The sequence below is a fragment of the Rhizobium sp. L51/94 genome (genome assembly GCF_019355555.1).
Lineage (GTDB): Bacteria > Pseudomonadota > Alphaproteobacteria > Rhizobiales > Rhizobiaceae > Rhizobium > Rhizobium rhododendri.
Genome location: NZ_CP072141.1, coordinates 2,688,111 through 2,701,692, shown reverse-complemented (window position 1 = coordinate 2,701,692; position 13,582 = coordinate 2,688,111). Strand labels below are relative to the sequence as shown.

The 13,582-nt window shown below is 61.3% G+C and carries 12 protein-coding genes; 6 read left to right on the top strand and 6 right to left on the bottom strand.

The features are described 5' to 3' along the window. From J5274_RS13300 to J5274_RS13290, 3 genes are read left to right on the top strand one after another with little or no spacing between them, the layout of a single operon-like run. Entirely contained in the window at positions 1 to 690 is a 690-nt protein-coding gene (locus tag J5274_RS13300; protein WP_307877635.1) for an XdhC family protein, read from the top strand. Further along, positions 648 to 1,307, top strand: coding sequence for an NTP transferase domain-containing protein (locus J5274_RS13295; protein ID WP_142822809.1), 660 nt, complete (start codon positions 648 to 650; stop codon positions 1,305 to 1,307). The genes J5274_RS13300 and J5274_RS13295 overlap by 43 nt, the downstream gene beginning before the upstream one ends. A 4-nt stretch (positions 1,308 to 1,311) precedes the next feature. Next, entirely contained in the window at positions 1,312 to 1,632 is a 321-nt protein-coding gene (locus J5274_RS13290) for a TfoX/Sxy family protein (RefSeq protein ID WP_111221896.1), read from the top strand. A 9-nt stretch (positions 1,633 to 1,641) separates the two neighbouring features. Here J5274_RS13290 and J5274_RS13285 read toward each other — a convergent pair whose 3' ends face one another. The 5 genes from J5274_RS13285 to J5274_RS13265 form a co-directional block, all read right to left on the bottom strand. Beyond that, positions 1,642 to 2,064, bottom strand: coding sequence for an NUDIX domain-containing protein (locus J5274_RS13285; protein WP_142822808.1), 423 nt, complete (start codon positions 2,062 to 2,064; stop codon positions 1,642 to 1,644). Continuing rightward, positions 2,064 to 3,590: a DEAD/DEAH box helicase gene (locus tag J5274_RS13280; protein ID WP_142822806.1), complete on the bottom strand. Its 1,527-nt coding sequence runs from the start codon at positions 3,588 to 3,590 to the stop codon at positions 2,064 to 2,066. Before J5274_RS13280 ends, J5274_RS13285 begins: the two co-directional genes overlap by 1 nt. A gap of 234 nt (positions 3,591 to 3,824) precedes the next feature. Further along, positions 3,825 to 5,099 (bottom strand): M23 family metallopeptidase, encoded by a 1,275-nt coding sequence (locus J5274_RS13275; protein ID WP_162854763.1) that lies wholly within the window; start codon positions 5,097 to 5,099, stop codon positions 3,825 to 3,827. 106 nt (positions 5,100 to 5,205) lie between these two features. Then, complete coding sequence (locus J5274_RS13270; RefSeq protein ID WP_374113723.1) at positions 5,206 to 6,072, bottom strand: ferritin-like domain-containing protein; 867 nt, start codon at positions 6,070 to 6,072, stop codon at positions 5,206 to 5,208. Continuing rightward, positions 6,062 to 6,529: a peroxiredoxin gene (locus J5274_RS13265; protein ID WP_142829150.1), complete on the bottom strand. Its 468-nt coding sequence runs from the start codon at positions 6,527 to 6,529 to the stop codon at positions 6,062 to 6,064. Before J5274_RS13265 ends, J5274_RS13270 begins: the two co-directional genes overlap by 11 nt. Positions 6,530 to 6,633: 104 nt before the next feature. Between J5274_RS13265 and J5274_RS13260 the strand changes: the two genes are divergently transcribed. After that, positions 6,634 to 10,065 (top strand): AsmA-like C-terminal region-containing protein, encoded by a 3,432-nt coding sequence (locus tag J5274_RS13260; protein ID WP_202617101.1) that lies wholly within the window; start codon positions 6,634 to 6,636, stop codon positions 10,063 to 10,065. Positions 10,066 to 10,119: 54 nt separating this feature from the next. Here J5274_RS13260 and tyrS read toward each other — a convergent pair whose 3' ends face one another. Next, entirely contained in the window at positions 10,120 to 11,376 is a 1,257-nt protein-coding gene (tyrS, locus tag J5274_RS13255; protein WP_142822803.1) for a tyrosine--tRNA ligase, read from the bottom strand. A 162-nt stretch (positions 11,377 to 11,538) separates the two neighbouring features. Between tyrS and J5274_RS13250 the strand changes: the two genes are divergently transcribed. Together J5274_RS13250 and J5274_RS13245 are read left to right on the top strand one after the other, a co-directional pair. Continuing rightward, positions 11,539 to 12,663 carry an anhydro-N-acetylmuramic acid kinase gene (locus tag J5274_RS13250; RefSeq protein WP_219274633.1) on the top strand — a complete coding sequence of 375 codons (1,125 nt, stop codon included), beginning with the start codon at positions 11,539 to 11,541 and terminating at the stop codon, positions 12,661 to 12,663. Positions 12,664 to 12,834: 171 nt separating this feature from the next. Continuing rightward, a complete protein-coding gene (locus J5274_RS13245) occupies positions 12,835 to 13,512 on the top strand; it encodes a hypothetical protein (protein WP_142822800.1) in 678 nt (225 codons plus the stop codon). Positions 13,513 to 13,582: the final 70 nt, after the last annotated feature.

Here is a 13,582-nt window from a genome sequence, read left to right as displayed (position 1 = left end):
ATGGAAACGCTTAGCCAGCTATGTTCTTTGCGTCGTGACCGGCATGCCGCTGTTGTCGTCACCGATCTCGTGGATGGGACGGAGCGGCTTGTGGTCGAAGGCGAAGGGATCGACGGCGCTCTTGGCGATGCGGTCACATCTGCATTCCGGAGCGGCAGATCGTCGAAGATTGCACTCGACGGAAGCCAGCTTTTCCTCAACATCCATGTGCCAGAACCTAGAATCGTCGTCATCGGCGCGGTGCGGATAAGTCGAGCACTGGCGTCGATGGCGAGTGTGGCGGGATTCGATCTCACGATCATCGATCCCCGGATCGGCTTTTCGTCTGCCGATGGCTTCGAGTCGGCGCAGCTTATCGTCGGCTGGCCAAGGGAAAAGCTGGTGGTGGATCGCCACACCGCTGTGGTGGCGGTGGCGCATGAGCCTGATATCGACGACTACGCCATCGGCGCTGGGCTGCAAGCCGGGTGCTTCTATGTCGGTGCGCTGGGCAGTCGACGGAGCCATGCCGCGCGCCTGCTGCGTTTGCAGGCGGAGGGGTTTGGCGATCCGGACCTTTCGAGGATACATGCGCCAATCGGGCTCGACATAGGGGCCGTGACCCCCGCCGAAATTGCCGTCGCCATTCTGGCGGAGATTATCCAGTCATGGCGTCGCCGGTCCCCATCCTCGGCTGGGGAGGCAGCCTGATGCCGGAAAAGATCGCACGCTATTCCGTTGCAATCGTGGTGCTGGCAGCCGGTAAAGCCAGCCGCATGGGTGGTCCGCACAAGCTGCTGGCAACATTCGATGGCATCCCGCTGGTGACGGTCATGGTAGAACGGGCTTGCGCAACGGGCGCGCCGGTCTTCGTTGTCACCGGGCACAGACATCTAGAAATAACGGCCGCACTGGCGGGGCTCGATATCGAAAACGTCTATAATCCGGATTTCGAAAGCGGTATGGCCAGCTCTCTCGTCGCTGGTTTCGGCGCCGTGTCGGCGTCGGGGAGCGTTGGCGTGCTGGTGATGCTGGCCGACATGCCCGGCGTCGAAACCTCCGATCTCATGGCGCTGATCCAGGCGTTTCAAGCGGCCGGCGGCGAGGCTATCGTCCGCGCGGTCTCGGATGGAGAGCGTGGCAACCCGGTGATCCTGCCGATTTCGCTGCGCTCAGCCGTGATGGCACTGAGGGGCGATGTGGGTGCGCGCGGTATAATCGATGGGTGCGGCCTGCCGGTTGTCGATGTCGAGATCGGTCGTGCTGCGCATCTCGATGTCGATACGCCCGATGCCGTCCTTGCAGCCGGTGGCACTCTGAAGGAGTAAGGTCTTGGACAATCTTGATATCGAGGAAATGTTTGCGGCACTCGGGCCGGTGACAATCAAGCGGATGTTCGGCGGCAAGGGCGTCTATCATCAGGGCCGGATCATCGCCCTGGATTTTCGCGACGAGATGCTGCTGAAGGCCGACGATGTCAGTTCGCCCGCTTTCGAATCGGCCGGCGCCAGGCGCTGGTCGTACGAGGGGAAGAAGGGCAAGCCGGTGTTCATGCCGTATTGGTCGATCCCGGAGGATGCGTTCGACGATCCCGATGTCATGGCAAAATGGGTGCGGCTTGCATACGAGGCGGCGCTGCGGACGGAGAAGTAACGGCTGAAGTCAGGGAAAGAGATCGGTGTCTAGGTGGTCGATGGCAGCCCTGGTAAAGGCAGAAAGCGGGCTTGGCAGCGCGTTGCGGCTGAACCATCCGAATTCGGATAATTTGTCCGGCTCCATCAGCGATGGCTCGCCGGCAAAATCCGTGCAGACGTAAATCAGGGACACCCAGTGCTGGCGGTCCGCCTCGATGATCTGCTCCGTCGTGCAGAGCAGATCGATCTGTCCAATCTGGAGACCACACTCTTCCCCTGCCTCGCGTTTGGCAGCAGAGGCGGAGGCTTCCATCAGGTCGATCTTGCCGCCGACGATGTTCCAAAATCCGGCTTCGGGCGCCTTCATCCGCTTATAGAGCAGAAGCTTGCCGTCACGAAGGATGGCAAGCCCGGTGCCCAGCCCCGGAAAATCGGTGCCCGGTGCAGTCATCAGACCTTGGCGGCAGTGACGATCAGCATGAAAGCAGGGATGTCGTCTCCGAAACCCAGCGGTGTCGGGCCGTCGTCCTGGTCGCGATGATAGCGGGCACGACGTTCGCGATTGTCATCGTTTGCCGGGTAAGGGCGGCCGGGATTGTTGCGAGAATTATTGTTCTGCGGCTTGTTAGTCTCGATCTTGCGCTCGTTCTTCACAACTTCGGCCTTTGGTACGGGTGCAACTTCGACGGGTTGAACGACAGTATCAACCACGTCGATATCAGCTTTGTGAACGGGATGGCTCGGTGCAGAACGACCTCTGCCGCGACCGCGTTCCTTGTCTTTGTCGCGGCTGCTGCCACGGCGCGGACGTTCGGTTTCCTGGCTTTCATCTGCCGGCGGGAGAGCGTTCAGGTCGCCGTTAAGCCATTCGATCTTCTGATCGATCAGCTTCTCGATGGCATCGATATACTTCGTATCACGCTTGGTCACCAGCGTGAATGCTGCGCCCGAGCGACCGGCACGTCCCGTGCGGCCGATGCGGTGGACATAGTCTTCCGAATGGATCGGAACGTCGAAATTGAAGACGTGGCCGACATCGGGCAGATCGAGGCCGCGTGCGGCAACGTCGGATGCCACCAGCAGTTGGATTTGGCCATCGCGGAAATTCTGCAGCATCGTCGTGCGCGAGCGCTGGTCCATGTCGCCGTGCAGCGCGCCGACTGAAAAGCCGTGGCGCTCGAGCGAGCGGAAGAGATCGGCAACATCGACCTTGCGGTTGCAGAAGATGATCGCGTTCTTGAGATCCGTCTGGGCGTTGATGAGGTCGCGCAGTGTCGCGCGCTTTTCGTAATCCTTGCCGTGCGAGGCAACGAAACGCTGCGTCACGGTCTTTGCCGTCGAGGACGGCAGCGATACTTCGATGCGTTCCGGGTTCTGGAGGAAGCGGTCGGCCAGCTTCTGGATTTCCGGCGGCATTGTGGCCGAGAAGAACAGCGTCTGGCGGGTGAACGGGATCATCTTGACGATGCGCTCGATGTCCGGGATGAAGCCCATGTCGAGCATGCGATCGGCTTCGTCGATGACCAGGATCTCGACGGCTGACATCAGCAGCTTGCCGCGTTCGCAATGGTCGAGCAGGCGTCCAGGCGTGCAGATCAGCACGTCGGCGCCGCGCTCGAGCTTCTTGTTCTGCTCTTCGAACGACACGCCGCCGATCAGCAGCGCGACATTCAGCTTGTGGTTCTTGCCGTATTTTTCAAAGTTCTCAGCCACCTGGGCTGCCAGTTCGCGCGTCGGCTCGAGGATCAGCGTGCGCGGCATGCGCGCCCGGGCCCGACCCTTTTCGAGCATGGTCAGCATCGGTAGCACGAACGAGGCGGTCTTGCCTGTTCCGGTCTGCGCAATGCCGCAGATATCGCGGCGCTGCAGCGCAAACGGGATGGCGCCGGCCTGGATCGGAGTAGGGATGGTGTAGCCCGCGTCGGTGACAGCGGATAGGACTTTTTGGCTCAGGCCAAGGTCAGCAAATGTGGTCAAAGGGAAAACTGTTTCCGTTTCGGTTTGGTCGACCGCACGATGAGTCGACAGGCTGTATGCCGCAATGCAGCGCCACATAGTATCAAAACGCCCTGAAGTCAAGGAAATGAGGCAACGAGGGAGTGTTCCCGGCGCGCGGGGTAAAAAAATTCCGTCGCGCGGTGGCCTGTTGCATTGCTGTCATGATCATAGGGACAAAAATGCCCCGGGCAAAGCGATAAATTGCAAGGCTAGCTAATTGATATAGCTGGCAAGCTTGATGCCTGCATTGACGAAGTACATCGGGTCAACGGGACGTCCGTCCTCGCGGACTTCGTAGTGGAGATGGGTTCCGGTCGACCGTCCCGTGCTGCCGGCAAGGCCGAGTTGCTCGCCGGCCTTGACCGTATCGCCGGCCTGGACGGTGATGGCTGCCATATGACCGTAGCGTGTCGAGATGCCATCGCCGTGGTCTATTTCCACCATGTTGCCATAGCCGCCGGCCCAGCCTGCCGAAACGACCTTGCCCGGCGCCGTTGCCTTGATGGCCTCGCCGGGATCGAAATGGAAATCCACGCCGGGATGCAGCGCCAGCTTGCCGAAGAAGGGGTCCTTGCGGTTGCCGAACGGGCTGGTGATCAGCTTGCCCTGTGCGGGGTTGCGGAAGGGCAGCTGTTCGACCGTTCCGCGCGCTGCTTCAAGCCGCGTCAGCGCCGTATCGAGATTTGCCAGCGACTGGTCGAACGGGTCGACATTCTCCGGCGGCAGGAAAGGGCCCCCGACGCCTCCATCGTCATCGATCGCGGCGGGGGACGCCGGAACTGTGACGCCCACCGTCTTGATGATCGACTGGATGTTATCGGCTGTGTCGTCGGCGCCATCGGTCAGCCGCTTGATGCGCTTCAGCTGGTCCTGCTCGATCTTCTTCAGCGACAGGGTGACCTTGGAGAACACCCGGTCGGCATGGTCGGCGACGGTTTCCTTGGCGGGCAGGTAGGCGAGCGTCGAGTTGTCGGGGGTGACTTCCGCAGGGCTACCGGCGTTGGCCAGTTCGAGGGCCTTTTGTCGGGCGGTCAATTCGGCATGATCTGCACCGGGGGCCGGTGGCTGCTTGTCGATGACGCCCGAGCTTTCGGCCCGGTCCAGCAATGCATCGAGCTTGCCGTGACGCGACGAGAGCGACATCTGCTGCTGCATCAGCTTGTCGACCTTCTGCTCGACTACCTGCTGGTCGAGCAACTGGCGCGAGGTGACGCGGTCAACCTGCGCCCTCAATGCGGCAATTCGGTCTTCGTAATCATATTGCATGCGCGCCTGGCGGGCCATGGTGGCGCCGATCAGATCGTCACGCAGGACGAGATAGGAGGTTGCCAGCAGATAGCCGATGACGAGGATTGCAGCGCATCCGATGGCGGATGCCATCATCCAGGGGCGCAGCGTCATGTGCCGGACCTTGTCGCCGCTGGCGAGGATGATGACATGCTGCTGCCGGGCGCCGCCAAAAATCCTGTTCTGCTGTCCGTTTCCCACGGCGATTCTCCCACCGCAGCGTTTCTGCGCTGCAGGCAGGATTAGGCACGAGCATGGTTAACAAAGCCTTTCCGCAGGCTTGCCTGCGGCAAAATCGTTTGCAAAATCAACTGCGGTTGGTGGAGGTCAGCGAGCGGTAGAAGGACGGCGTCAAGCCGGCCTCGGCACGTGCAATATCATTGAAGGGCGCCTTCAGAGGACCCCTGAAATTGCTGCGGACGAGCGCCTGGAACGTTGCGACCGGATCGCGTTTCTCGCGGGCGCAGAGAAATCTGAACCACTTGGCGCCAACCGCGACGTGGCCCTTTTCATCCTCGTAGATGACATCGAGGACGGCGGCGCTTTCGAAGTCTCCGGTTTCGCGCATCTTGGTCTGCAGCGCCGGCGTCACGTCGAGGCCGCGTGCCTCAAGAATGAGCGGTACGACGGCCAGGCGCGCCGTCAGGTCGGTCCGGGTGGCGTGGGCTGCCTGCCACAGGCCGTCATGGGCGGGCAGGTCGCCGTAGTCGGCGCCAAGCTGCTGCAATCTCTGACGCACCAGCCGGAAATGCTTCGCCTCCTCGAACGCAACCTGCATCCAGCCATCGAAAAACGAGTTCGGGACCTTTTCGGTCGCAAAGCGGGCGACGATGTCGAGCGCGAGGTCAACGGCATTCAATTCGATATGAGCGATGGCGTGGAGAAGCGCAATGCGGCCCTTTACACTGTGAAGGGACCGCTTTTCCATATTCTTCGGCGGGATCAGTTCCGGCTTTGCCGGGCGTCCCGGGCGATCCGGCAGGACAGGGTCGAGCGGCGAGCGCAGCGACAGGACGCGGGCGAACCAGCGTCTGGCGGTCTCCTGCGCAAGCTCGGCTTTGCGCTCGACATCGCACGCACCGATGGCCGCGATCGCCCCGCCGCGAAGCGAGACGATGGCGGCGGCTTGCACATCGGAGACTGTCACGGCGTCCGCGTCGCGCTCAGAGCGCACGGACGGCCTCCAGGACCTCCTCGGCGTGACCGGGCACCTTGACCTTCTCCCAGATCCTGACGATTCGGCCATCTGCACCAATCAGCACGGTGGTGCGCTCGACGCCCATGTATTTCTTGCCGTACATGCTCTTTTCCTTCCAGACGCCATAGGCTTCCAGCGTGGATTTTTCCTCGTCGGCAGCGAGGATGACGCCAAGGGAATGTTTCTTTACGAACTTGTCGTGGCTCTTGACGGAATCCGGCGACATGCCAATTACCACTGCACCGGCTTTCTCGAATTCCGATGCGAGACCAGTGAAGGCCACTGATTCGGTGGTGCATCCCGACGTGTCGTCCTTAGGGTAGAAGAACAGTACGACAGGCTTGCCCTGAAACGCTGCAAGGGAGACGTTTCCGCCCCCGTCACGTGGAAGATCGAAAGCGGGCGCATTTGCGCCGACACTGAGTTCTGTCATGGGAAAACCTTTCTTTTGCCGGGATTTTGATGACTATACCGACTATGCCGATATAGTGAAATGTGCTTGGCGCCGCTCTTGCGGACCGTCAACTGTAAAAACGCATGACAGAAGGACGCGGTGGATTGATCCGGGGCGAAAAGTTGAAATTCCGCAAGAAGGATCTGGTTCCGCTCGATCAAATGCCGTCCTCGCAGGTCGACGATCCGATTATCGTCAATAGCCCGCGCCGCCGCCGTCGCCGCCGTGGACATGTCTGGCATGCGACCCGCATAACCGGCGTTTTCGCCATCTTTATCGTGCTGATCGCCGGTGTCGTCATCGCCAGCATCGAGAGCGGGATCTTCGACGAACCGCTCTCGGTCAAGGCCCAGGCTGCCCTCGATAACGCCATCGGACCGCGCTACAAGGCCGAGGTCGGCTCGACGGTGCTGCGGTTCACCTCCGACATGCAACTCGCGCTCGAGGCGAGCGACGTCAATGTCGTCGACCAGGAAACCGGGAAGCACCTCTCGACCATGGGCGCCGTGCGCATGGTTCTCGATCCGTTTGCGCTCGTTCAGGGCCGAATCGCAATCGCAACAGTCCGGGCCAAGGGTATAGCTCTCGACACCGCGCTGCTGCCGCAGAGCGAGCCTATCGATGTCGCCAATCTCCGGGTAGACAGCATCCCGACCGCGCTGGAATCGGCATTCTCCAATCTCGATTTCCTGCAGCATTTCGTTGAACGCGGCGGTACGGATGCCGTCGAGATATCCGGCCTTGCCGTAAAGCTCGCAAGACAGGACGGTGGCACGCCGATTTCGCTGGTGATCGACCAGCTGGCGTTTTCACGTCCGACGCCCAACACGCTGCGCTTGAAAGGCCAGCTATCGATCGACGGCTCAGTGGCGTCGCTGGATGTGAATGCCACCCAGGAGGCCGATCGGCCGTCGTCGATGACGGCCGTGATCCGCCACCTCGATCTGGTGCCGCTGTCGATGGCTTACGATTCGAACGGGACGCCGCGGCAGGGGATTACCGGCTTTGCGGACGTCTCGCTGTCGTCTACCCGTGGCGCATCGGGTGTCGATCCCAAGCTGACAGCCGCCATCAAGGTGCTGCCCGGCACGCTCTATATGGACCGCGATGCGCAGGAGATTTCCGGCGCGGATATCAATCTCAGCTACAATTCGGATCGCCAGGCGCTCGAGATCAACAAGTCGCTGGCGACGTTCCAATCGACGGTCGTGCCGTTTTTCGGTTCGGTTATCGACCTCGACCGGGTCGATCCGACCGCTGCCAAGGGTTTTGGCGTCGATTTCCGGATCGCCAACGCGACGGCAGCGACTTCTGAAGCCGGTGAAGCTCCGCTCAGCTTCGATGGCCATGCCAATGGCCGCTACATGACGGCCGACAAGGAGCTGAAACTCGACACCATCGGCATCACCACGCCGATGGGATCGCTGTTTGGTTCCTTGCGGCTGCGCATTGCGCCGGGTTCGCCGGAAATCAGCTTCGGCGCCCAGGCGGAGCAGCTGCAGGCCGCTGCCGTCAAACAGCTGTGGCCTTTCTGGATGTCGCCTAAAGCGCGCACCTGGGTACAGGGCAACCTGTTCGGCGGGGCCATGAGCAACGCCACGATTTCACTGTTCATTCCCGGCGGGCGGCTTGCCCAGGCGGCGGCAACCGGTAATCTGCGGCTGGACGAAAACGAGATCCATCTGGCTTTCGATATCAACGGTTCGCGCCTCAACGTGCCCGGTGAAATTCCGCCTATCCGCGACATGACGGGTCACTTCGACCTCAAGGGTCCGGTTATTTCTGTCGATATCGTCAAGGGTACGTCGTATTTTCCGTCTGGCCGACAGGTCGCAGTCGGTCCGAGCACCTTTTCCATTCCTGCGGTTTACGACAAGCCGCTGACCGCGAAGATGAAGCTGGCGCTTTCCGGCAATGGCGACGCGGTTGGTGAGTTGCTGAGCTTCAAACCCTTGAGCGTATTGCAGCGCACCGAGTTCAAGCCCGAGGATTTCAGCGGCAAGATCGACGCGGATGTCGAGGCGACGCTTGGCCTGATCAACGATCAGGACCCGCCGCCACCAGTCTGGAAGGCCAGCCTGCAGCTCCACAAGGTCGACGTCCTGAAGGCCTTCGACGGTCGCAAGATCACCAATGTCGACGGTACCATCGATGCCGATCCGCAGGAGGTGCATCTCGCCGCAGACGCGCTTATCGACGGCATCCCGGCGCAAATCGATATGGTCGAGCCAACGGAAAAGGGATCGTCCATCAAGCGTGAGCGCGTTGTCGACGTGACGCTTTCCAATCAGCAGCGGGAGACCATCCTCCCGGGGCTCTCCGATTTCGTCGACGGGCCGCTGAAGGTGAAGGTCACGCGGATCGATGAAAACCGGCAGGACATCAAGATCGACCTGACCAAGGCAGCGCTCACCGTGCCCTGGATCGGCTGGTCGAAGGGAAGCGGTATTGCTGCCAATGCCGAGTTCGAGGCATCGGGGCCGGCCGACCAGCCATCGTTGAAGAACTTCACGCTAAAGGGTGATGGCTTCGGGGCTACCGGCTCCATCCAGGTGGGCAAATCCGGATTGTCATCCGCCGACTTCTCGAGCATCAAGCTATCGTCGGTTGACGATTTCGCCTTGTCGATCAAGCGCACAAAGGGCGCGTACGACGTGAGGGTGGATGGCAACGCCGCCGATATCAGGCCGATCCTGGCGCGATTGAAGGCGCCGAGCAAGGGCGACGCCGGCGGTAGCGACAAGACGGATGCGACGATCCGTGCCAAGCTCGACAAGATCATCGGCTTCAACGACGAGACGATCAGGAATGTCAGCCTTGTCTATGCGCTTAACAACGGCAAGGCGACGCAGGCCGACTTCTCCGGCGTCACCCGGACCGGGCAGGCTGTTGTCACGGAGATGACAAAGGGCGGGCAGAGTGGCACGTTCCATGTCACCAGCAGCGACGCCGGCTCGGTGGCACGGTTCGTCGATGTCTACGGCCACCTGAAAGGCGGCTTGCTCAATCTCAACCTTCGCGCCGACGGCGACGACAGCTGGGACGGGTCCATCGATATCAGGCGTTTTTCCATCGTCAACGAGAAGAAGCTGCAATCCATCGTCACGACGCCGGCGGGACGGGACGGCGAAAGCCTGAACTCCGCCGTCAAGCACGATATCGACACCAGCGCGCAGAATTTCCAGCGTGGCTTTGCGCACCTGTCCATCCGCAAGGGTGTGGTGTCCGTCGAGAACGGCGTCGTGCGCGGCGACCAGGTGGGGGCGACGTTCCAAGGAACGATCAAGGATGCCAAGGGCAACACCGACATGACCGGCACGTTCATGCCCGCCTACGGCTTGAACCGGCTGTTTGCCGAGGTGCCGATCGTCGGCTTCCTGCTTGGCAACGGTACCGACCGCGGCCTGATCGGCATCACCTTCAAACTGACGGGCCCATTCGATTCGCCCAACCTGGTGATCAACCCGCTCTCGGTCATCGCCCCCGGCATCTTCCGGCAGATTTTCGAATTCTAGCGGAGACAAAAAGGCCGGCACGATGGCCGGCCTGATCGCGATGATTTTAGTGCCTCAGCCCTGCGGGCGGATCAGCATGTGCTTCTTCTTGCCGAGAGAGAGCTTGATGATGCCATCGGCAGTCACGTTACCGGTGCCGATCGCCTGGCGCTCGTCGGTAACCTGCTGATCATTGATGCGTACAGCGCCACCCTGGACATGCCGGCGTGCTTCGCCGTTGGATGTTGCAAGGCCCGCGCGTACGATCAGCGACAACAGGCCGATGCCAGCCTCCAGATCTGCCGAGGGCACGTCGATCGATGGCAGGTTCTCGGCGATGCCGCCTTCCTCGAAGGTTTTGCGCGCCGTTTCGGCCGCCTGTTCGGCAGCGGCGCGGCCGTGCAGAAGGGCGGTCACCTCGGTTGCAAGGATCTTCTTGACGTCGTTTAGCTCAGCGCCGCCGAGTGTGGCGAGGCGGGAAACCTCGTCCATCGGCAGGGTCGTGTAGAGTTTCAGGAAGCGTGCGACGTCGGCATCCTCGGTGTTGCGCCAGTACTGCCAGAAATCGTAGGCCGACAGCATGTCGGCATTGAGCCAGATCGCACCATTCGCCGACTTGCCCATCTTTGCGCCCGACGATGTCGTCAGCAGCGGCGAGGTCAGGGCGTAGAGCTGCGGTGTCCCCATGCGGTGACCGAGATCGATGCCGTTGACGATATTGCCCCATTGATCGGAGCCGCCCATCTGCAGCCGGCAGTCGTAGCGCTTGGCCAGCTCGACGAAGTCGTAGGCCTGCAGGATCATGTAGTTGAACTCGAGGAACGACAGCGACTGCTCGCGCTCCAGCCGGGTCTTGACGCTGTCGAAGGCGAGCATGCGATTGACCGAGAAATGCCGGCCGACATCGCGCAAGAATTCGAGGTAGTTCAGCGACCGCAGCCATTCGGCATTGTTGATCATCAAGGCATCGTTGTTGCCGTTGCCGTAGTTGAGGTAGTTGGAGAACACTTGCTTGATCGAGGCGATGTTACCTTCGATGGTGTCGACCGTCATCAACTGGCGCGACTCTTCCTTGAAGGAGGGGTCGCCGACCATGCCGGTGCCGCCCCCCATCAGCGAGATTGCGCGATGGCCGGTGGCCTGCAGCCAATGCAGCATCATGATCTGGATCAGCGATCCAGCATGCAGGCTTGGGGCTGTCGGATCGAACCCGATATAGGCCGTGACGGTTTCCTTGGCGAACAGCGTATCCAGGCCGGCCTCATCTGAAACCTGGTGGATGAAGCCGCGCTCTTGAAGAGTGTGCAGGAAATCGGATTTGAATTCGGCCATGATAGGGTCTCTCGAATGCGCCGCCCTAGGCGTGCAAAGGGGCAAAATCGCTGTTGTTGAACCGTCGCGGCGCGTTTAGCACTGTTTTCGCGAAAGTGCACTATTGCGGCGGCAATGTTTTGCGCGGGCTGTTTTGCGAGGGTTCAGGTTTTGCGAGGGTTCATGACGAAGACAAGAACGGCAATCGGGCTGATGAGTGGCACGTCGATGGACGGGATCGATATCGCCTTGCTGCGCACCGACGGACGAGACGTCGTGGAGCGCGGGGCGAGCCTCTATATTCCGTACGACGACGAACTGCGCGGCCGCTGGAAAAAAGCACTGGAGACGGCCAAGGTAATCCAGGATCGGCGCGAACGGCCGGGCGATCTCGGTGCTGCCGAACAGGCGCTGACGCTCTGCCATGCGGCGGCCGTCAAATCCTTCCTGATGCGCAACGGCCTGTCGCCCGCCGACGTCGACGTCATAGGCTTTCACGGCCAGACCGTGCTGCATCGCCCGGACGAGGGGCTGACGGTGCAGATCGGCGACGGGCCGCTGCTGGCTGCGGAGACTGGCATCGATGTCGTCTACGACATGCGTGCCAACGACATGGTAGCGGGCGGACAAGGCGCGCCGCTGATCCCGATCTACCATGCGGCGCTGTCGGCCAACCTGCCGCCGGAACTCGCAGTACCGGTGGTGTTCGTCAACATCGGTGGTATTTCCAACCTCACCTACGTTGCCGAGGATGGCGCGCTTTCCGCCTTCGACAGCGGTCCCGGCAACATGCTGATCGACCAGTGGATCGAGGCCCATACCGGCAAGGCCTACGATCGCAATGGCGAGACCGCCGCCAGGGGCACGGTGTCTCCGCCGCTGGTGCGCCGCTATCTCGACAGCCCGTTCTTTTCCGCCAACATGCGCCGGTCTCTCGACCGCAGCGACTTCCTGCCGCCGGTCAAGGGTGAAGTCTCGCTTGCCGATGGCGCGCGGACCCTGGCGCATGTCACTGCTGCGTCCATCCTGAAGCTCGCGGGCTATCTGCCGCAGCCGCCGAAAAACTATGTCGTCTGCGGTGGCGGTCGGCTGAACCCGGTAATCATGGCCGAGTTTTCCGAACTGGCGGAAGAGCAAGGCGCCCGCGTCGTTGCTGCTGAAGCGGCCGGCTTCGATGGTGGCAGCATGGAGGCGGAAGCCTGGGCCTATCTCGCGGTCCGCTCGCTGGAGGGATTGCCGCTGACCTATCCGGGAACCACGGGTGTCAGCGTCCCGGTGACCGGTGGTATACTGGTACGCCACGGGTAATCGCATGGCGTGCGGCATGACAGTTCTCCACCATTTTCTCAGCGTCTAAGCACATGAAAATGAAACGGGAAATCGGTGTGTCATCGGATTGCCATAGCGCAAGCGGTAGTAAGGTTTTGACGCGGATTGTAGCAATCACACCGCGGCAAGGCGTATATGCGAGGCATAAATATGAAAACCCGGTTCTCTTTATCCACCCTGGCCCTTGGCCTTTTGCTCACCGGCACGGCATCGGCAGACCAGCCCGGTCCGCCCGACACCGCCGTCGGTCGCCTCACGGCACTGGCCATCGTCAACGCGCTGAACGCAGATCTGCTCAGCCATGACAGCGCCACGCTGACGCTCGATCGCTGGTGCGCCACCCACAAGCTTGCGCCAACGCCGAAAGTTGTCGCGCATCTCGAGCCGGGGGCTGAAAAGCCGGCCGATGCAGGGGTCCGCAAACTCCTGGGCGTGACCGATACCGAGCCGGTCAAGTATCGCCGGGTCAAGCTGATGTGCGGCGACCATATCCTGTCCGAAGCCGACAACTGGTACGTTCCATCGCGTCTGACGGAGAGCATGAATCACGTTCTGGAAACGACTGATACAGCGTTCGGACGCGCGGTGCAGGATCTGCATTTTCAAAGGCACACGGTTTCAGCCGAACTGCTCTGGCAACCGCTGCCAGCCGATTGGGACATGGGAGGTGTGCTCCCGCCTTCGACCAGCGGCGACCTCTCCATACCTGAGTTTGTCCTCCAGCACCGCGCGTTTCTGACCCGTGGGGATGGCGTTCCGTTCAGTGTCGTGGTGGAGACCTACACGCGCGAAGTGCTTTCATTCCCGTGGCCGACGATCGGTCGCTAGGTTCCGGGAGCTCAATCGGTCGCCATCGACAAACGAACAAAGCCGCCGAATTGCTTCGGCGGCTCTGAAA

Coding starts and splice junctions, on each gene's coding strand:
- J5274_RS13300 (WP_307877635.1), top strand. CDS start 1: ATGGAAACGCTTAGCCAGCTATGTTCTTTGCGTCGTGACCGGCATGCC.
- J5274_RS13295 (WP_142822809.1), top strand. CDS start 648: ATGGCGTCGCCGGTCCCCATCCTCGGCTGGGGAGGCAGCCTGATGCCG.
- J5274_RS13285 (WP_142822808.1), bottom strand. CDS start 2,064: ATGACTGCACCGGGCACCGATTTTCCGGGGCTGGGCACCGGGCTTGCC.
- J5274_RS13265 (WP_142829150.1), bottom strand. CDS start 6,529: ATGACAGAACTCAGTGTCGGCGCAAATGCGCCCGCTTTCGATCTTCCA.
- J5274_RS13260 (WP_202617101.1), top strand. CDS start 6,634: ATGACAGAAGGACGCGGTGGATTGATCCGGGGCGAAAAGTTGAAATTC.
- tyrS (WP_142822803.1), bottom strand. CDS start 11,376: ATGGCCGAATTCAAATCCGATTTCCTGCACACTCTTCAAGAGCGCGGC.
- J5274_RS13250 (WP_219274633.1), top strand. CDS start 11,539: ATGACGAAGACAAGAACGGCAATCGGGCTGATGAGTGGCACGTCGATG.
- J5274_RS13245 (WP_142822800.1), top strand. CDS start 12,835: ATGAAAACCCGGTTCTCTTTATCCACCCTGGCCCTTGGCCTTTTGCTC.